A 19,147-nucleotide genomic window follows, 5' to 3' on the forward strand; every position below is an offset into this window, starting at 1 on the left:
CGGCTCGTCGGTTCGGCCCCCGTTCCGGGGACTGGGCAGCGTCGGGGTGCTCCCGTAGATTGACGGGGCACACCGTCCGTGCCACCCGCTCGAATGCGCCTCGGCACCCGTGCCGCGCGCGCTCGAGGATGTGGCACCGCAATCACCCGAAGGGCCACCCACCCACCATGACTCCCCGCCGCGCTTTCATCTCCGGTATCACCGGACAAGACGGGTCCTATCTCGCTGAACTCCTCCTCTCCAAGGGGTACGAGGTGCACGGTCTCATCCGCCGCGCCTCCACGTTCAACACCTCGCGGATCGACCACCTCTACGTCGACCCGCACAACCCCGACGCCAAGCTGTTCCTCCACTACGGAGACCTCAGCGACGGTGCGCGCCTGGTGACGCTGCTCGCCGATATCAAGCCCGACGAGGTCTACAACCTCGGCGCGCAGTCGCACGTCCGCGTCTCGTTCGACGAGCCCGAGCACACCGGTGACACGACGGGCGTCGGTGCCATGCGCTTCCTCGAAGCCGTCCGCCTCGCCGGCGTCAACTGCCGCTTCTACCAGGCGTCGTCGTCTGAGATGTTCGGCGCGACCCCGCCGCCGCAGAACGAGGACACCCCGTTCTACCCGCGCTCGCCGTACGGGGCCGCGAAGGTCTACGCGTACTGGGTGACCAAGAACTACCGCGAGGCGTACGACATGTTCGCCGTCAACGGGATCCTCTTCAACCACGAGTCGCCCCGCCGCGGTGAGACCTTCGTGACCCGCAAGATCACCCGTGCGGTCGCCGCCATCAAGGCCGGCAAACAGGACAGCCTGTACATGGGAAACCTCGACTCGATCCGCGACTGGGGCTACGCCGCCGAGTACGTCGAGGGCATGTGGCGCATGCTGCAGGTCGACGAGCCCGAGGACTTCGTGCTCGCCACCGGCGTCGGCTACACCGTCCGCGACTTCCTCGAGACCTCGTTCTCGCACGTGGGACTCGACTGGCAGGAGTACGTCAAGTTCGACGAGCGCTACCTGCGCCCGACCGAGGTCGACTCGCTCATCGGCGACGCCTCGAAGGCGGAGTCGAAGCTGGGCTGGAAGGCTCAGGTCGACGGCCTCGAACTGGCTCGCCTCATGGTCGACGCCGACGTGGAAGCACTCGAGCATCAGGGCAGCCCGTGGATCGACAAGGTCGATCTGCCGTCCTGGTCGGTGCAGCGCTCCATCAAATTCGCATGAGCGCCGCAGAATCCGCAGTGTCGGACGGCGTCGAGTACACGCCGACGGCACTCGATCGCGACGCCGTCACCTATGTCGCCGGCCATCGCGGCCTCGTCGGCTCCGCCATCTGGCGTCACTTCGAAGCGCAGGGGTTCACGAACCTGATCGGCCGGCGTTCCGCCGAGCTCGACCTGCGCAACCGTGAGGCGACGTTCGCGTTCTTCGAGGAGACCAAGCCCCGCTACGTCGTGCTCGCCGCGGCGAAGGTGGGCGGGATCCTCGCGAACAACACCTACCCGCACGAGTTCCTCGCAGAGAACCTGGCGATCCAGCTCAACGTCCTCGAGGCGGCGCTCGCGCAGAAGGTCGAGCGCGTCCTCTTCCTCGGCTCGTCGTGCATCTACCCGAAGTTCGCCGAGCAGCCCATCCGCGAGGACGCGCTGCTCACCGGGCACCTCGAGACGACCAACGACGCATACGCGATCGCCAAGATCGCGGGGATCTTCCAGATCCGCTCGATCCGACGCGAGTTCGGTCTGCCGTGGATCTCGGCGATGCCGACGAACCTCTACGGACCCAACGACAACTTCTCGCCCAAGGGCTCGCACGTGCTGCCGGCGCTCATCCGCCGTTACGAGGAGGCTCGGCTGACCGGGGCTCCGACCGTGACGAACTGGGGCACGGGCACACCGCGCCGCGAGTTCCTGCACGTCGACGACATGGCCGCGGCCTGCCTGCACCTGCTCGAGAACTACGACGGACCCGAACAGGTCAACGTCGGCACCGGCGAGGACAGCACCATCGCGACCATCGCGGCGGCTGTCGCCGAGGCTGTCGGCTACGAGGGCGAGACCCTCTGGGACACCACGAAGCCCGACGGCACACCGCAGAAGCTGCTCGATGTCAGCAAGCTGGCCGACGCCGGATGGACCTCGAGCATCGGGCTCACCGACGGCATCAGGTCGACCGTCGACTGGTACCGCGAGCACATCGCCTCCGTCCGCGAATAGATCTCATACGCTGAGCGGGGTGAGCGCCGTGCGAAACCGTCGCGTGCTCACCTCCGCTCTGGCGTGCCTCGCCCTGCTGGCCTCACTCGCAGGGTGCGCGATACCGCGGCCGGCACCGCAGCCCGAGCCGAGTCCGTCGCACGTGCCGTCGCGCGTCATTCACGTCGCCCCCGACGGATCCGGAGCGGAGTGCACCGCCGCCGCGCCCTGTTCGCTCGACGGCGGGCAGCAGCAGGCACGGTCGGCGATCGCGTCGTCGACCCGCGATGTCATCGTCTCCCTCGCGGACGGCGTGTACGAGCTCGAGAGCCCGTTCACTCTGACCGCCGCTGACTCCGGCCAGGGCGGACACCGGGTGGTCTACCGGGCTGCCGACGGAGCCCGGCCCCTGCTGTCGGGCGGGCGGCACATCGCCGGTTGGCAGCTCGTCGACCCCGGAAACGGTATCTATCGCGCGTCCGTGCCGATAGGGACGCAGTCGCGTCAGTTCTACGTCGACGGACGACGTGCCGTCCGTGCGCGGAGCGAGGACAACCCGGCCGGCTGGTCCCTCTCTTCGCGCGGCTTCGAACTCGACGCATCGCAGCCCGCGCCCTCGTTCGCGCGCCCGGCCGACCTGGAGTTCGTCGGCGTCGCGGAGTGGCGGCACTTCCGCTGCCCCGTCTCGGCCATCGCGGATCACTCCGTGATGCTCGCCGATCCGTGCGTGGATAACAGCCGAATCCAGGACCTGGCTGCGTTCCGCAGCGTCGCGTGGATCGAGAACGCCCGCGAACTGCTCGACGAACCAGGGGAGTGGTACCTCGACGCCGCGGAGTCGGCGATCTACTACCTGCCCCGTCCGGGCGAGGACCTCGCGACCGCCGATGCCGTCCTGCCCATCCTCGAGACACTCGTCCAGGTGGAGGGAACCTCGGCCGAGCCGCTGCACGACATCGCCTTCGAGGGCATCGGATTCGCCTATGCGACGTGGCTGCGTCCGAGCACCGGCGAGGGGTACGCGCCGGTGCAGGCCGGGTACCTGTTCCACGGCGACGCGGCGCTCGCCGACGCGACAACCGACACGGAGAAGGTGCCCGGCAACATCCGCATCGCGCACGCGGCGGGGATCGAGTTCGCCGACTCCCGATTCGAGCATCTCGGGGCTGCGGCGGTAACGATCGGCGAAGGAGCCCGCGATGTCCGCATCACCCGCAGCAGCATCGACGACGTCTCCGCGAGCGGCATCGCGGTGGGCGACGCCCTGCTGCATCACCCCGCGGAGCCCGACCAGGCTCCCACCCGCGTGACGATCAGCGACAACAGCATCACCCGCATCGGCGTCGAGTACTTCGACGCGGTCGGGATCTCGGACGTGTACTCGGACAGCACCGTGATCTCGCACAACGGCGTGTTCCAGGTGCCCTACAGCGGCATCTCGCTCGGGTGGGGGTGGGGTGTCACCGACTCCGGAGGCGCCGCCGGATTCGACGCGCCGACACCCGCGCACGCCGCTCTCGTCGAAGGCAACGAGATCGGCGCCTACCTGCAGCAACTCCGTGACGGCGGCGGGATCTACACCCTCGGCGACCTGTCGGGCGCGGTGGTGTGGGGCAACCACATCCACTCCGGCAACCGCGACGGAAGCGCCTATGTGCGTCCCGACGCGTCGGGGGCGCTGTATCTCGACGAGGCGACCCGCGGCGTGACCGTCACGGGCAACGTGGTCGAGGGTGCGGCGAACTGGTTGTTCCTGTGGACGCCGAGCATTCGGGGCAACCTGGTCGCGGAGAACTTCTCCGACACCGGGTCGCTGGTTGACCGCGCGCCCGACAATGCGGTCCGCGACAACTGGTCATCCGGCGGCCCCTGGCCGGCGGGCGCAGAAGCGGTCATGGCCGCAGCGGGCCCCCGCCCGTCGCCCGCCCATTGAGCTTGTCGAAATGAAGGGACGGCCGCTCACTGAGCCCGTCGAAGTGAAGGCCTGCGCGTCCCCCGCCCATTGAGCGCAGCGAAATGAAGGGGAAGGTCCGAGGGGAGTGGCCTCTTCGTTTCGACGAGCTCAACGGGCGGGCCGCTCACTGAGTCCATCGAAGTTGGGGCCTGCGCGTCCCCCGCCCATTGAGCGGAGCGAAATGAAGGGGAAGGTCCGAGGGGAGTGGGCTCTTCGTTTCGACGGGCTCAACGGGCGGGCCGCTCACTGAGCCCGTCGAAGTGGAGGCTTCGCTCTGCGGGCGGCGGCCCCGCTCACTGAGCCCGTCGAAGTGGAGGCCTGCGCGTCGCTTCGCTCTGCGGGCGGCGGCTCAGACGGCGAAAGGGCCGGGCTCCGAGGAGACCGGCCCTTTCGACGAGCTGGGTGTCAGGACGCGAGTGCGGCGGGGGCGGAGATGCCCGAGTTGATCGCGGCGAGGGCGCGACGCAGCGTCGTGCTCGACGTGGAGGCGGTGTACGGGAAGTAGACGACCTCGACACCGACCTCGGCGAACTCGATCTCGAGGCGGCGGCCCTTCTCGGTGCCGCGCCAGTCGTCGCCCTTGAAGAAGATGTCGAAGCGGAGCTCCTCCCACATCTGCATCTTCGTGGGCAGGTCCTCGGCGACGGCACGGTCGACGTAGCGGCTGTTGCCGACGATCTCGAGGCGCTCCTCGAGTCCGATGACGGGGGTGATGCCCTTGTTGATCTGGAGCATCTCATCGGAGACGACACCTGCGATGAGGAAGTCGCACTGGCTCTTCGCGCGCTTCAGCAGGTTGAGGTGGCCGATGTGGAAGAGGTCGAAGGCGCCGGCGGCGTACCCGACCTTCATCGGGCGATCACCGCAAGGGTGGAGGGGTTGACGGGGTGCTTGAGGGTTCCGTTGGGTAGACGGAACGCCAAAAGAGGCGTGGTCACGATGATCCTGTTCGGGTGTACAGGTGATGCTGCGGGTGGGGGGACACTCCCGCGAACGAGTGACGGCGCAGAGCGCTGGGTAGGCGCTCCAGTGGGGTGGCTTGATCAGCTCCCGCGGGGGATTCCGTCAGACTAGCGAGATCAGCCGTCCAGGATCAAGGCCGGAAAGCCCCGATTCCGCCCCCCGTGAGGGGGACAGGGGTCACAGGGTCAGTCGTTCCTTGATGCGATCCGCGATGGCCTGATGGCCCGCATCGCCGACGTGGGCGCCGTCGGGCAGCACCAGTGACGGCTCGACGACGGCGGGGAACAGCAGGCTGATGTACTGGGCGCCGACCGAGGCGGCCGCGGCCTGGACGGCGGCGTCGAAGTCGACGACGGTGTCGGTCTCGCCGCCGGGGCTCGAGGGGCCGACGGCGATGATCGGGATGTCGGGGAAGGCGGCACGGGCATCCGCGTACACCTGGTCGATGGCTGCGGTGACGGTCACGGGGTCGGCGACGAATGCTCCGAAGTCGTTCTGCCCGCCGGCGATGACCAGGATGTCCGGCTTCTGCTCGGCTGCCGCGGCGAGCATCTCGCCGTAGCTGGGGCAGTAGTCGAGGCCGCAGCCTGTCACCGAGGCGGTGGTCACGAACCCGGTACCGCCACGGCCCAGGTTGATCTCGGTCCAGCCTTCGGCCGCGCTGAGGAGGCTGGTCCACCGTGCGGCGGGCGCGCTGGCGCCGACGCCCTGCGTGTACGAGTCGCCGAGGAACACCACGCGTTCGGGCTCGTCGGTCGCCGGGGTGTCGGTCGGGGTGGGCAGAGTCCACGTCGGAGGTGCGGACGGTGTCAGTGCGGCCGCGGAGAGCGCTGCCGCGCCGACGGCGAGGAGCGCCACGACGACGACTCCGATGACGCCGCGTGACGAGAAGAAGGCGCGTCGCGGACTGCGCTCCCGGGCTGGCATGCCGGGAAGTCTATTCCGCGCGGGTCGCGGCCGTCCCCTGACCGGGCCGACCGCCCCGATACGGGTCGTCACCCTCGTCCATGCCCCCCGTTTCGGGGCTCTCGTCGGAAGGCCTCCTTTGGATAGGCTCGCCGACTGAGGGACTACCCATCCCTCGAAGAGATCACCCCTCTCTTCGTACCTCTCGCATCCCCGAACCCGAAACGGTGGAACGCGCTCGAGTGCCCTCGCGCACCCGGAAGCGGTCGCCCCTTCTACCCGAGAAGGCGTCACGTGCTAGCAACGACCCTTGACCCCCGCCGCGCCCTTTCGCGCACCCGGAACTCGCTTCCGGCCGATTGGCGCGCCACCTACACCCAGCGCCTCATCCTGTCCGACACCCTCGCGGTGATCTGGGCGGTCGCCGGAACCCAGCTGCTGTGGTTCGGCCTGGGGCAGGAGCCCCTCGCCACGCGGACGACCGAGCCGGTGGCCGTCAGCTACTTCGTCGTGTCCGTCATCGTCGCGCTGCTCTGGACGCTGATCCTGCACATGTCGGGATCCCGCGACCACCGAGTCATCGGCGCGGAGTTCACCGAGTACCGTCGCGTCATCAACGCGAGCCTCGCCCTCTTCGGCGGCCTGGCACTCATCGCGTACCTGTTCCAGATCGACCTCGCCCGCGGCTACTTCCTCACCGCTCTGCCGCTCGGCCTCATCGCGCTGCTGGCCACCCGGTGGTCGTGGCGTCAATGGCTCAACCTGCAGCGCCGCACCGGTGCGTTCAGCTTCCGCGTGGTGCTCGTCGGTTCGCAGGCCAGTGTCGTGCATCTCGCCGCGGAGCTCGCGCGGGAACCCTCTGCCGGGTACCACGTCGTCGGCGCGCTCATCCCCGACTCCGATCCGCCCAAGATCATCCCCGGCACCCATATCCGCGTCTGGTCGGACCTCGACGAGATCCACTCGGCCATGGACGAGGTGGGTGCCGACACCGTCGCGATCACCGGCAACGCCGACATCTCGCCCGAGCGCCTCCGCCAGCTGTCGTGGAGCCTCGAGCCCGCGCGTCGCCACCTCGTGGTCGCGCCGAGTCTCACCGACATCGCCGGTCCGCGCATCCACACGCGCCCGGTCGCCGGTCTGCCCCTCATCCACGTCGAGACCCCGCGCTTCGACGGCAGCAAGGTCGTTCGCAAGCGCATCTTCGACGTGCTCGGTTCCGGCGCCCTGGTGCTGGCGCTCTCGCCGCTCCTCCTCGGCATCGCGCTGCTCGTGAAGCTCTCGAGCCCCGGACCCGTCTTCTACCGTCAGGAGCGGATCGGTCTGAACGGCGTTCCGTTCGGCATGCTCAAGTTCCGCTCGATGCGTCCCGGTGCCGATGCCGAGCTGGCCGCCCTCCTCGCCGCGCAGGGCACGAGCGACAAGCCGCTGTTCAAGGTCAAGAACGACCCGCGCATCACCCCCATCGGACGCATCCTGCGCAAGTACTCGCTCGATGAACTGCCCCAGCTCCTCAACGTGGTTCTCGGCGACATGAGCCTCGTGGGCCCGCGCCCGCAGATCGCCGGCGAGGTGGCGCTCTACGACTCGTCCGCCGAGCGCCGTCTGCTACTCAAGCCCGGCATGAGCGGACTCTGGCAGGTCAGCGGCCGCTCGTCGCTGTCGTGGGAGGACGCGATCCGCCTCGACCTCTACTACGTGGAGAACTGGTCCATCACGGGAGACGTCATCATCCTCTGGCGCACGGCACGCGCGGTCGTCGCACCTGGCGAAGACGCGCACTGACCTCTCGAGGGGGCGCCTCGCCTGCGAACCCCTCGCTCACGAAGAAGGGCCCGGTTTTCCCGGGGCCCTTCTTCGCGTGCGGGCGGGATTCCGCCGCGATCAGACGTCGGAGGTTCGGAAACGCTGGCCGGAGACGGTGAGCGGATTGCCCCCGGCGATCACGTTGGCGGGGATGTCGCCCTTGATGACGGAGAGCGGGGTGATCAGCGACGACCGGCCCACGTGCGCGCCGCCCAGGACGACGCAGCGGCTCGTGATCCATGCCCCGTCCTCGATCGTGATGGGGCTCGTGATGAGTGCCATGTCGCGACGGTGCGCGTGGCTGCCGGTGGTCAGGAACGTGTCCTGGGAGACGACGGCGTCGGACCCGATGTAGACGTGATCCTGGTTGTGGAACCAGACGCCTTCGCCGATCCAGCTGCGGTCGCCGATGTGGAGCTTCCAGGGGAACTTCACCCGGGTCCGCGGGCGGAAGAGGACGCCGTCGCCGATCTCGGCGCCGAAGAGCCGGAGCACCTTCACGCGCAGCGATGAACTCACCTGCCAGGGGTTGTAGACGACCAGCAATTCGAGCGCGGACCACAGGTAGATGACCGATTTGGGGCGGTCCCACGCGGCGTGTTCTCCGGGCGCTGCGGACAGGTCGACGACTGGCACATCACCGTCAGACGGCTCCATCTCGTTCCTCCCGTCGCGTCATTCCACCCTAGCGGGCCGATCCGCGTCATTCCGGGGGAGAGGGGGCCATGAACGCCCCCCATTTTGGGTACGAGAATTTACATACTCGAGACGAACAGGCACTGATCCGAAGGTGAACAACCGGTATCGTTGTAGTACCCCAAATTGCTCGGCCCGGCGTTACCCCGAACGCCTCACCCCAAGGTCGAGCAGCCAGAAACGGATACCCGACCGTGAGCCTTAAAGCCCTGCCCATTTACGCCCTTCTCCTCGTCGCCCTCATCGGCGTTCCCGCCATCGCCGCGTTCGCCGTCAGCTTCGGCACGTCGGCCTCGGCAGGCGCCGATGTCGTCTCCGTGATTCCCGCGATCGCCGTCTGGGCGGTCGTCGGAATCGGCGCCCTCGTCACCGGGACGGTGCTCGCGACATCGAGTCGCCGACGTCCGGTCCTGTCGCCGATCTCGACGCCTGTCGCGGCTCCCGTGACCGTCGTCGAGACTGCACCCGCCGAGGCCGGAGTCGTCACCTACGCCTGAACGCCGACCGCGCTTCCGCGGCGTCGTTCCGCGGTGCATCGCCCCCTGGGTGGTCGATCCGACCCCCGAAGAGGTGAACGCGCCGCGAGGGTGATGCCGCCTAGCGTTGAGTGGTGGGCCAGCGCAGCGCGCGCGAGCCCGCCGGGGGAGTGAACAACTGACTATGCAGGACACCGACAGCCGCGATCTGCCGACCGACCCGACGGGACTCCGCGTCACCGTCGTCGGCCTCCACTTCGCCCCCGAGCCCTCCGGCAACGCGCCCTACACGACCGGGCTCGTCCGCGGTCTCAGCAAGCGCGGCCACCGCGTTCACGCCATCGTCGGCTACCCGCACTACCCGCAGTGGCGTGTGCTCGACGGCTACACGGGCTGGTCGATGGACGAGACCCTCGACGGGGCGAGCATCCGCCGACTCCGTCACTATGTGCCCGCCGATCCGTCTCTTCTCCGTCGTCTCGTCATGGAGGCCTCGTTCGGCCTCCGCGCGGCGTTCGCGGACTGGAAGCGTCCCGACGCCGTTGTGCTCGTGAGCCCCGGCCTCCTCGCCACGGCGATCGCCTCGGTGCGCGCCAAAGTCACCCGGACCCCGTACGTGGTGTGGGTCCAGGACATCTACACGCTCGGCCTCTCCGAGTCGGGTCGCGGCGGTCGCCTGCTGGCCTCGACCGCGGGCACGCTCGAGCGGTCGGTGCTGCAGTCCGGTGGCGGCGTCATCGCCATCCACGAACGCTTCAAGCGCTACCTGCGAGACAGTCTCGGGGTGCGGCGCGCGCCCATCTCGGTGGTCCGCAACTGGTCGCACGTCGAGATCCCGTCCGTCGACCGTGCTGCGGTGCGCCGCCGTCAGGGCTGGGCCGAGGATGACGTCGTCGTGCTCCACGCCGGCAACATGGGCGTCAAGCAGGCTCTCGACAACGTGGTGCTCGCCTCGCGGGTCGCCTCCGAGCGGGGCAGTCGTGTGCGGTTCGTGCTGCTCGGCGACGGCAACCAGCGTGCCGCGCTGCAGGCCATGGGCAGCAACGACCGACTCGAGTTCCTGTCGACGCTGCCCGATGGCGCCTTCGAGGAGGTGCTCGCTTCAGCGGACATCCTTCTCGTGAACGAGCAGCCCGGCGCTGCTGAGGCGGCCGTGCCCAGCAAGCTGACCACGTACTTCTCCACCGGACTTCCGGTGGTCGCCGCGACGGATGCGCAGAGCATCACGGCCGAGGAGCTGCAGCTGTCGGGTGGTGGCGTCCGCGTGGATCCCGCCGACCCCGCCGCACTCGTCGACGCCGCTGAAGCCCTCGGCTCCGACCCCGAGCTCGGGCGTCGCCTCGGGCAGGCGGGCAAGCGGTTCCGCACCGAGTTCCAGAGCGAGGACAATTCGCTCGACGCGATGGCCTCGATCCTGCGAGGCCTGGCGGGCAAGTCGGCGGCCGCGCCAGCTGAGCTCCCGACCTCCGCCCGCTGACCTGCCCCCTTCAGGCAGTCCAGAGCGCCGAACACTGCCCGAACCGGGCAACTCGGCGGCACCGCGAATTGCCCAATTCGGCCCGCTAGATGGGCTGGGAGTGGGCGGAACTGGGCAACTCGAGCTGAGTGCGCTTGTGCCACTGGGATTCATGGCTGCGAAGATGTGCTCGAATGGGCCGCCGGCCCGCTCGCGGTTTCGGGTCACGCGTCGGTGGATGGTCCTGTTGAAATCACGCTCAGCGCTGTACGGCGTGCTGTTTCTCGCCGCAACAGGCTCGCTTACCGGATGTGACACCAACCTGGGGCAGGGCCCCACTGCTGTTCGCAACGTGGACGGCAATCTGCAGATCGCCATGTGCGAGTCGGTCGAGGTGAGTCGGATATCGGCGAGCTACCGCGAGAAGCGGTTCATCGCGTACCTTCCCCGTGTCGAGTTCCTGGACCTTGTAGGCCGGAAGACGCTGGAGCCTGGGCAACTACTCGAGGTGGGGCGCGCCGTGGAGGGCTTTGATGCCAAGCTCAGCGAGAATCCCGCGCTCGACATAGAAGGGGACATGGAGATCCTTTTATGGGTTGCAGGGAGTGACGACGTCAGCACCTCCGCATTTCTTATGCCCAGTGGAGGCGTCCCGGTCGACGGGTGGTTGCAGCCGGATGGTGACGTGACCGACGAACCCTGCCCGACGGAGTAGAAGTGGACCGGTTATCGCTGGCTCACGAGCGGCTGCGCGCACGTTCCGGCAGGCGGGGCCGGCCGGAACGTGCGCGTTTGCCCGGAACGCCCAGGTCTGGTGGAGGGACGCACTCCGGACATTTTCGTATGCCGGAACGTGCGGTTCTGTCCGGAATATCCACGTCGCGCATACAGAAAAGGAGTGAGGCGCCTCCCCTTCGGGAAGCGCCTCACTCCTTGTTGCTGTGTGCCTAGCCGAAGGTGAGGACCAGGGTCGGGCGGTACGCGGCGTTCGCTGCGTTGTTCGACCAGAGGCGCACGTTGTCGGTGCCGGTGCTGGTCAGAGCGAACGAAGCGGTGGTGCCGAGCAGACCCTGCAGGGCGGCCGCGTCGAGCTGCACCGTGTAGTTGGTGTTCAGCGCGGTCGCACCGGTCAGGGCGCCGAGGCGGACGCCGATCCCGGTCGGACGGTTGGTCCAGGTGACCGTGTTCTCCGCCCAGTCGCCCGAGAGGAGCGATACGACGTGCTCGTCGGCCGAAGCCGCAGAGGCGTCATCCGAGGTGCGGACCTGCAGGGTCGCGCCGGTCAGAGTCGTTCCGGCCGGAGCTGCGGGCAGCGCCACCTTCAGGTAGGACTCGATCGCCGAACCGCTCGCGGGGCCCCTCGACGAGATCTGGTTCGTCAGCCCGTACGGGTTGTTCGCGTTGACCGCGGCGACCATCGAGTCCTCCGAGACCTGCACGGTGACCGTCTGTCCACCGGTCGCCGGAGGCGTCGCCGCCACCGTCGCCGAGGCCGAGCCGCTCGCGGCGCTGCGGTTGCCCGCGGCGTCGGCCGCGTCGACGCGGTAGAACCAGGTTCCGGCCGGACGTGCCGAGTCGGTGTACGAGGTTCCGTTCACATCGGCGATCTTCGACGAACCGTCGGCGGCGAAGTCACTGGTCGTTCCGCGGTAGACCGCGTAGGAGGTGACTCCGACCGCGTCGCTCGCGGCAGCCCAGCTGACGGACACGTTCTGTCCGCTCGCCGATGCCGCGACCGAGGCCGGGACCGTGGGCGCCGTGGTGTCGGCGACCGGGGTCGGCGTCGTTCCGCTGGTCGGCGTGTAGGTGAGCGTCAGGACGGGGCGGAACGCCGCGTTCGTCTGCTCCTTCGACCAGAAGCGCGCGTTGTCCGTACCGGTACCGGTGAGCGCGAGCGACACGGTGCCCGAGGTCGCGAGACCTGCGGGGTTCAGATCAGCCGTGTAGTTCGTGTTCAGGGCGGGGACCGAGTTGAAGCGTCCCAGCTCGGCGCCGACACCCGTCGGGCGGTTCGTCCACGTGGTGGTCGCTTCCGACCACGATCCGGTGAGCGAGCGCACGACCTGTGCTTCGGTCGACGTCGCCGTCGCATCCGAGGAGGACCGGAGCTGGAGCGTCGCCTTGGTCAGCGTCGTTCCGGCCGGGGTGGCGGGCAGAGCGAAGTCGAGGTAGGACTCGATCGCGCTCGAACCGCCACGCGAGGACAGCTGGTTGGTGGCGCCGTACGGGTTGTTCGGGTTCACCTGGGCGGCCATCGTGTCCTGCGACGGCGAGAGGGTCACGATGACCGGCTCGGCGGCGGGGGCGGCGATGGTGACCGACGACGCGGCGCTGGCGGCGCTGCGGTTGCCCGCGGCGTCGACGGCGTCGACCTTGTAGAAGTACGTGCCGAGGGCCAGGCCCTGGTCGGTGTACGTCGTGCCGGTCACGTCGGCGATCTTCGACGAGCTGTCAGCGGTGAAGCCGGCAGTCGTTCCACGGTAGACGCTGTAGCCCGTCACACCGGTCGCGTCGGTCGACGCGGTCCAGCTGAGAGCGGCACTCGTCGCGCCGGCGACACCGGTCAGACCCGCGGGCACCGTGGGTGCCGTGGTGTCAGCGACCGGGGGAGTCGTCGTGGTGGGCGAGTAGGTGAGCGTCAGCTGCGGACGGTACGCCGCGTTCGTCTGCTCGTTCGACCAGAAGCGGGAGTTGTCCGATCCGGTCGCCGTCAGAGCGATCGAGGTGCTGCCGGTGAGCGAGCGCAGTGCCGTCGCGTCGAGCGCCACGTTGTAGGTGGTGTTCATCGCGGGGACGCCGGCGATCGAACCGATCTGCGCGCCGAGACCCGTGGGGCGGGTGTTCCAGGTGCTGTCATCCGACCAGCTGCCCGTGAGCAGTCGCACGTTCTGCGCATCCGTCGAAGCCGAGGTGGCATCCGAGGAGGTGCGCAGGCGGAGCGAGGCACCGGTCAGCGTGGTGCCGGCCGGAGCCGACGGCAGCGTGAAGGCGAGGTACGACTCGATGGGAGTCGTGCCGCGGGCCGACAGCTGGTTCGTCGTGCCGTAGACACCGTTCGCGTTGACCTGCGCCACCATCGTGTCCGAGGTCGGCGACAGGGTCACCGTGACGGGCTCGACAGCCGGCTGCTGGATCTGGGCGGACACCGCACTGCTCGAGGCACTCACGTTGCCGGCGGCGTCGGACGCCGTGACCCGGTAGTAGTAGGTGCCCGGTGCGAGCCCGCTGTCGACGTAGCCGGTGGTCGCGGTCTGGGCGATCACGGTCGACTGGTCGGCGACGAAGCTGCTCGAGCTGCCGCGGTAGACGGTGTAGCCCGTCGTACCGAAGGTGTCGTTCGACGCCGACCAGGCCAGGTTCACGCTCGACGTGCCCGCTGTCGCGGTCAGGTTCGCGGGAACGGTCGGGGCGGTCGTGTCGGCGACGATCTCAGCCGAGACGGTGCTGCTCGCGGCACTCACGTTGCCGGCGGCGTCGGACGCCGTGACCCGGTAGTAGTAGGTGCCCGGTGCGAGCGAGCCGTCGAGGTAGCTGGCGGTCGTGGTCTGGGCGATCACGGTCGACGCGTCGGCGACGAAGTCGCTCGAGCTGCCGCGGTAGACGGTGTAGCCCGTCGTCGCGACGTTGTCGGCCGAGGCCGTCCATGCCAGGTTCACGCTCGTCGTTCCCGCAGCCGCGGTCACTCCGGCGGGAACCGCCGGTGCGCTCGTGTCGGTGACGACGGCCTCCGCCGAAGCCGCCGGTCCGGCGTTGCCTGCCGCGTCGACCGCGAGCACCTTGTAGTAGTAGGTGCCCAGGGTGGCGGGGGTGTCGGCGTAGACCAGCTCGGTCGTCGTCTGCCCGATGAGGGTGCTGGCGTCGGCCGTGAAGTCGGCGCTGCTCCCGCGGTAGACGCGGTAGCCGGCGATCGCGTGATCGTCGGTCGCCGCGGTCCAGGCGAGCGACACGGTGCCGTCGGCGACGGTCGCGCTCAGCGGGGCGACACCCGAGGGGGCGGCCACGTCGGAGACGCCGATCGCGTAGTGGCGGGCGACCTGCTCGGCCGTCAGCGACTGGCTGTAGACGGCGACCTCATCGAACTTCGCCGAGACGTAGTCGGAGGAGGGGCGGTTCGGCCATCCGGAGATGTTGCCGCCGCCGATGCGCCAGTAGCCGGAGAAGGTCTCGCTCTGCGTCGTCGGGTTGGTTCCGATGAGGATCCCGTCGACGTAGAAGCGCATTCCCTGGGCGTCCTGCGTGGCGACCACGTGGTGCCACGCGCCGTCGTTGTAGGAACGCGGGGTCTGGATCGCCTGGACGGAGCCGTTGTACACACCGAAGGTGAGTCGGCCGTCGTTGCTCAGGTAGACCTGCTTGTCGTAGCCGCTGCTGCTGCCGGTCGGCTGGTTCTCCCAACCGATCAGCTTGCCGCCGCGGTTCGTGGTGCTGCTGAACCACAGCTCGGCCGCGAAGGCTCCGACGCGTCCGGCCTGGGGGCTGGTGACCGTGGAGTTCTGCGAACCGTTGGTCTCGAAGGCCGACGAGTTCTGCACGGCTCCCGTGCGTCCCATCTGGACCTGCGGTCCGACGGTGCCCGGGTTCGCCTTGGCGAACGTCGAGTCGGCCGCGACCGATCCGGACGTCTCGTTGAGGCGCCAGAACAGGTTCGGGTCGTCGTTGAAGACGGCCGCGCCGTAGCTGTCGCTCGGGACGGTGTTGACGTCGGGGGTTCCGCCGCCAGCCGTGTAGTGCGCGGCGACCTGCTGGGCGTTCAGAGCCTTGTCGTAGATGGCGGTCTCATCGATCGAGCCGGCGAAGAACGAGCTGGAGGGCTGGTTCGGCCATCCGCCGATGCTGTCGCCACCGACCCGCCAGACGCCCTTGTAGGAGTCGCCCGACGTGGTGCCGTTGCGTCCGACGAGGACACCGTCGACATAGAACTTCATGCCGGTCCCGTCCATGGTCGCGGCGACGTGGTGCCATTGGCCGTCGTTGTAGGACTTCGAGGTGCGGATCGTCTGCGTGCCGCCCTTGTAGACGCCGAAGGTCAGGCGACCCGAGTTGTCCATGTAGACGTGGTTGTCGTAGTTGCCGCTGCCGACCTGCTGGCTGTTGTCGGTGCGCGGGCGTCCGTTGCCGAAGCCGATGATCTTGCCGCCGCTGGTCGTGGTGGTGTTGATCCAGCTCTCGACGGTGAAGACGTCGGGACGTGTCTCGTACTTGTCGTCCCACATGTAGTCGTTCGAGCCGTCGAAGGTGGCCGAGCCGCTGCCGGCGATCGCGCCGGTCGAGGTCGTGGTGGCCCCGTCCATCAGCTGGCCGACACGACCGGTGGTCGAGGGGCCGGCGGAGTCGTCGACGATCGTGTTCGTGGTGTCGTAGCGCCAGAACGTCTGCGGTGAGTCGGCCAGGACGGCCGCTGCGTAGGCGTTGCTGGTGGTGGCGACGGTGACGCTCACCCGGGTGGAGAGGGGGGAGACGCGAACGCTGTCCTCCGCGGTCACGCGGTAGGTGTGGGTGGTGCCGGGGGCGACTCCGGAGTCGACGACCGTCACGCCGGGGCGGGTCCACCAGAGGGACTTCGCGGTTCCGGTCCAGAACGGGGTCGCCGAGCTGTCGCGGTAGACCTTGTAGGTCAGGACGTCGTCATCCTCGTCGACGACGGTGCGGAAGCTGATTCGCACCTGACCGGCGACGGCCGAGGTCGCCGTGGCGACAGGCGTGGGGATGGTTCCGCTGTCGGTCGTGCCGAATCGGGTCAGACCGTTCTGCAGGACGCCGTTGATGCGGGTGAACTCGCCGGCGGCCCAGAGGTACTTGGCCCCGTTGGAGGCGGTGGCGACGGTCAGTGCGCGCGGGCCGATGCCCTCGCCCCATCCGTCGTTGGCCTGCGGGAACCAGCCGAACTGCTCGCCCGTGGTCGTCGACTGCGCGGTGAAGTAGTGGCGCGAGCCGTCCTGGTAGGTGCCGAGGTCGGTGCAGTCGTGGGTGTGGTGTCCCGCGTAGAGCGCGTTGTTGTAGACGGCGAGCGCCTGGGTGGCGCCGAAGCAGCCGTCGCGCCAGACCTGGTCGTAGCTGTTCCAGTCGATCGCGAAGCGGCCGTCGAAGACGTGTCCGCCGGTTCCCTCGTTGCCGACGAACAGGGTGGTGCTGTTCGAGGCGAAGACGTGGGTCCACGAGGTGACGGGGATACCGAGCTCGGAGATCTGGCCGGCCTGCGCGTCGGAGATGATGAACGACTTCGGCCAGGTGCGTACCGGAGCGCCGGAGACGGCGTCGACGATCGCGAACGAGTAGGCGTTGTCGGCGCCGGCGAGAGCGGTGAACTCCCCACCGATCGCGACGCGCGTTCCGTCGGGCGAGACCTGCACGGCGCGGCCGATGCCGTTCGCGTTCGGGTTCCAGTCGAGGGTGGCGCCGGTCGCGGGGTTCACCGCGGCGAACCGGTTGCGGGTCGTGCTTCCGAGGGAGGTGAACTGGCCGGCAAGGTAGACGGCCGAGTTCGTGGCCGTGACGCCCCACACGATGGCGGAGGGGCTGGCGACCTTGAAGTTCGTGTCGAGCGTGCACGCGATCGGGTCGATCTTGGCCACGCGCTGCATCGACACCCCGTTCACCGAGGTGAAGTTGCCCGCGATGTAGACCGAGTTGCCGTCGGGCGAGACCGCGATGGAGCGCACGGAGGGCGACGCGCTCGGCATCGCGACCGTGAACTGGCAGTTCGTCGGGGCGCCGGTCGCGGCGTCGAAGATGGCGAGAGCGGCCTGCGGACGGGCGGCGCCGCCCTGCGAGTCCGGCGGCCGGATGGTGGTGAAGCTTCCGCCGGCGATGACGACACCCTTGGTGGCGCCGATGGCCCACGCGGTGTTGTCGGTCTGCCAGGTGGAGAGGTCGTCAGCACTGAAGTCGACACCCTCCGAGAGAGCGGAGGCCGATGTGAGAGGCATGGCCACGAGGAGGCCTGCCAGGACTGTGGTCGCCAGAGCGAGGCCAGTGAATTTGCGCACGTTACTAAGTCCCTCGGGTATGCACGGCGCGGGTAACAACGCGCGGTGCGGGTGTCGGGTGGGGTGGGATTCCGCGGTGCGCCGGGGTGAGGCGCATGGGGTACCGCTGGTATTCCGTGTCCGAGGCTACTGGGACGGGGTACCCCCCGTCTGTCCCCAGTAGGGGGGCACCCGCTCGGGGCCGCCCCGGTCGGCTTTTCCCCTGGTCAAGCAGACTTTGTCGACAGGTGTCCTAGACGACCGACACGCGTCGGAACTCGACGGCCGGATCGGAGGGGGCGGAGCGCAGGAGGCTGACGTAACCGAGTTCGCTCGCGATTCCTGGCGCGGTCACGGACTTCGAGCTGTCGCTGTCCCGCGTGAGCGTCGCGCCGCCTCCGAAGAGTGCCACGGTGAGGCCGATCCACTCACCCGCGCGGGGAGCGGAGGACTCGAGTGCGGCGAGGGTTCTGCCGCCCTGCGCGACGGAGACGGTGCCGGAGGCGCCGACCAGCACGGTGACCGCGTCGGGAGAGCCCGCCGGGCGCGGGTTGTCGTCGCCGGCGCCGAACGAGAATCCCGCCGCGGCACCGCCGGACGGACCGGCATCGGGCCAGCGCAGCTCGAGCGAGACCTTGGTCGCATCCGCTGCCGCGGGGCTGAGGGAACCCAGCACGTAGGTGGCGGTCTGACCGGGACTCATGCGCAGCGTCGCCGAAGCGGGATCGATGTACGGCTGCTGCGACCAGTCCGAGCCGATGACATCCGGCAGGTCTCCCGCCGACCTGAGACCGGACGCGAACGCATCCGCGTCGGAAGCGGGCTCCTCCGTGAAGAGGTAGGGGATGTCAGCGCACATCATTCCGACGACGCCGAGGGACACCAGTCGGTCCCGTTGCGATCGGCGGCGCACCTCCCAGGCGATGACGGGCTTGCCGATCGCCGCGAATGCGCTCATGTCGGCGTCGCTCGCGTCGACGGGGATGCCCAGCATGTCGAACCGCGGAGCCAGCTCCGCGAGCCGGCCGAGACTGTCGGGGGTGAAGTAGCCCCAGGTACGGAATCCGCGCTTCGCAACGGCCTGGTACTGCTGTGCGCCGGCCCACTGCTTCCAGACGAAGCGGATGTGGTCGGGGTCCCACTGCTCCATCAGATCGAGCAGCTCGGCGGTGTTCGTGCCCTGCTTGTCCTCGAGGAAGATGACGTGCGTGCTCGCGAACGCCGCGAGAACGTCGTCGAGCCGGGGGATGGGCTGCAGTGCCGCCAGAGGCCCGAGCCACGGGCGGGCGTCGTTCTGCAGCGTCGACAGCTGCTCCCAGGTCGCATCGCCGATGTCGAGGTCGACCCCGGTGAGTCGGGCCAGGTTCTTGTCGTGGTGGCACACGAAGACGCCGTCGCTCGTGCGGCTCACCGAGACTTCGATCGCCTTCGCGCCGGCGATGACGGAGTTGGCGTACGCGTCGTAGGTGTGCTCGACCCAGTTGTCGCCGGATCCGCGGTGCGCGATGAAGAAGGGCGAGGTCTCGAGCAGGGAGTCGATCGTGTAGGGCCCGCCCGTCGGGGCCGGCGGAGGAGTGGGCGACGCCGCGGTAGGGCTGGGCCGAGGAGGCGCTGGCGTCGGCGCGCAGGCCGCGAGCAGAAGGGTGCTGCCGCCGATCAGGAGGAAGCCGCGGCGCGAGAACGCGGAACGGGACGCCGACGGTCGCTGTGCCATCGGTCGCCCCGTTCCTCGTG

Annotated in this window: 12 protein-coding genes; 7 read left to right on the forward strand and 5 right to left on the reverse strand. The window is 68.8% G+C overall.

The window, feature by feature from the left end; all coding sequences use genetic code 11:
• Nucleotides 1-167 precede the first annotated feature (167 nt).
• Genes gmd through DDQ50_RS05290 form a run of 3 tightly spaced genes read left to right on the forward strand, consistent with a single transcriptional unit; the run spans nucleotide 168 to nucleotide 4,124 of the window.
• The gene (gene gmd / locus DDQ50_RS05280) at nucleotides 168-1,220 is read left to right on the forward strand and encodes a GDP-mannose 4,6-dehydratase (RefSeq protein WP_116755614.1); all 1,053 of its coding nucleotides are present in this window, start codon (nucleotides 168-170) and stop codon (nucleotides 1,218-1,220) included.
• Nucleotides 1,217-2,212 carry a GDP-L-fucose synthase family protein gene (locus DDQ50_RS05285; protein ID WP_116755615.1) on the forward strand — a complete coding sequence of 332 codons (996 nt, stop codon included), beginning with the start codon at nucleotides 1,217-1,219 and terminating at the stop codon, nucleotides 2,210-2,212. The genes gmd and DDQ50_RS05285 overlap by 4 nt, the downstream gene beginning before the upstream one ends.
• 19 nt (nucleotides 2,213-2,231) lie before the next feature.
• Nucleotides 2,232-4,124, forward strand: coding sequence for a right-handed parallel beta-helix repeat-containing protein (locus DDQ50_RS05290; RefSeq protein WP_165829703.1), 1,893 nt, complete (start codon nucleotides 2,232-2,234; stop codon nucleotides 4,122-4,124).
• Between the two features lie 426 nt (nucleotides 4,125-4,550).
• On the opposite strand, the gene DDQ50_RS05295 is transcribed toward DDQ50_RS05290, so the two are convergent.
• Together DDQ50_RS05295 and DDQ50_RS05300 are read right to left on the reverse strand one after the other, a co-directional pair.
• A complete protein-coding gene (locus DDQ50_RS05295; protein ID WP_116755617.1) occupies nucleotides 4,551-4,997 on the reverse strand; it encodes an FAD synthase family protein in 447 nt (148 codons plus the stop codon).
• A gap of 288 nt (nucleotides 4,998-5,285) precedes the next feature.
• Nucleotides 5,286-6,035, reverse strand: a complete 750-nt coding sequence (locus DDQ50_RS05300) for an SGNH/GDSL hydrolase family protein (RefSeq protein ID WP_116755618.1) — start codon at nucleotides 6,033-6,035, stop codon at nucleotides 5,286-5,288.
• Between the two features lie 273 nt (nucleotides 6,036-6,308).
• Between DDQ50_RS05300 and DDQ50_RS05305 the strand changes: the two genes are divergently transcribed.
• The gene (locus DDQ50_RS05305; protein WP_116755619.1) at nucleotides 6,309-7,799 is read left to right on the forward strand and encodes a sugar transferase; all 1,491 of its coding nucleotides are present in this window, start codon (nucleotides 6,309-6,311) and stop codon (nucleotides 7,797-7,799) included.
• A gap of 99 nt (nucleotides 7,800-7,898) precedes the next feature.
• On the opposite strand, the gene DDQ50_RS05310 is transcribed toward DDQ50_RS05305, so the two are convergent.
• Complete coding sequence (locus tag DDQ50_RS05310; protein ID WP_116755620.1) at nucleotides 7,899-8,477, reverse strand: LbetaH domain-containing protein; 579 nt, start codon at nucleotides 8,475-8,477, stop codon at nucleotides 7,899-7,901.
• 233 nt (nucleotides 8,478-8,710) lie between these two features.
• Here DDQ50_RS05310 and DDQ50_RS05315 point away from each other — a divergent pair, with 233 nt between their 5' ends.
• The 3 genes from DDQ50_RS05315 to DDQ50_RS05325 all read left to right on the forward strand — a co-directional run bounded on the left by DDQ50_RS05315 (nucleotide 8,711) and on the right by DDQ50_RS05325 (nucleotide 11,163).
• Nucleotides 8,711-9,013 (forward strand): hypothetical protein, encoded by a 303-nt coding sequence (locus DDQ50_RS05315; RefSeq protein WP_116755621.1) that lies wholly within the window; start codon nucleotides 8,711-8,713, stop codon nucleotides 9,011-9,013.
• A 163-nt stretch (nucleotides 9,014-9,176) separates the two neighbouring features.
• On the forward strand, nucleotides 9,177-10,469 hold the full coding sequence (locus DDQ50_RS05320) for a glycosyltransferase family 4 protein (protein WP_116755622.1): 1,293 nt from the start codon (nucleotides 9,177-9,179) through the stop codon (nucleotides 10,467-10,469).
• 151 nt (nucleotides 10,470-10,620) lie between these two features.
• On the forward strand, nucleotides 10,621-11,163 hold the full coding sequence (locus DDQ50_RS05325; protein WP_133245911.1) for a hypothetical protein: 543 nt from the start codon (nucleotides 10,621-10,623) through the stop codon (nucleotides 11,161-11,163).
• A 232-nt stretch (nucleotides 11,164-11,395) separates the two neighbouring features.
• Here DDQ50_RS05325 and DDQ50_RS05330 read toward each other — a convergent pair whose 3' ends face one another.
• Nucleotides 11,396-17,434: a CBM96 family carbohydrate-binding protein gene (locus tag DDQ50_RS05330; protein WP_116755624.1), complete on the reverse strand. Its 6,039-nt coding sequence runs from the start codon at nucleotides 17,432-17,434 to the stop codon at nucleotides 11,396-11,398.
• A gap of 232 nt (nucleotides 17,435-17,666) precedes the next feature.
• Nucleotides 17,667-19,127 carry a glycerophosphodiester phosphodiesterase gene (locus DDQ50_RS05335; RefSeq protein WP_116755625.1) on the reverse strand — a complete coding sequence of 487 codons (1,461 nt, stop codon included), beginning with the start codon at nucleotides 19,125-19,127 and terminating at the stop codon, nucleotides 17,667-17,669.
• Between the last annotated feature and the right edge of the window lie 20 nt (nucleotides 19,128-19,147).

Origin of the sequence: Amnibacterium flavum (assembly GCF_003097495.1) — a bacterium.
Lineage (GTDB): Bacteria > Actinomycetota > Actinomycetes > Actinomycetales > Microbacteriaceae > Naasia > Naasia flava.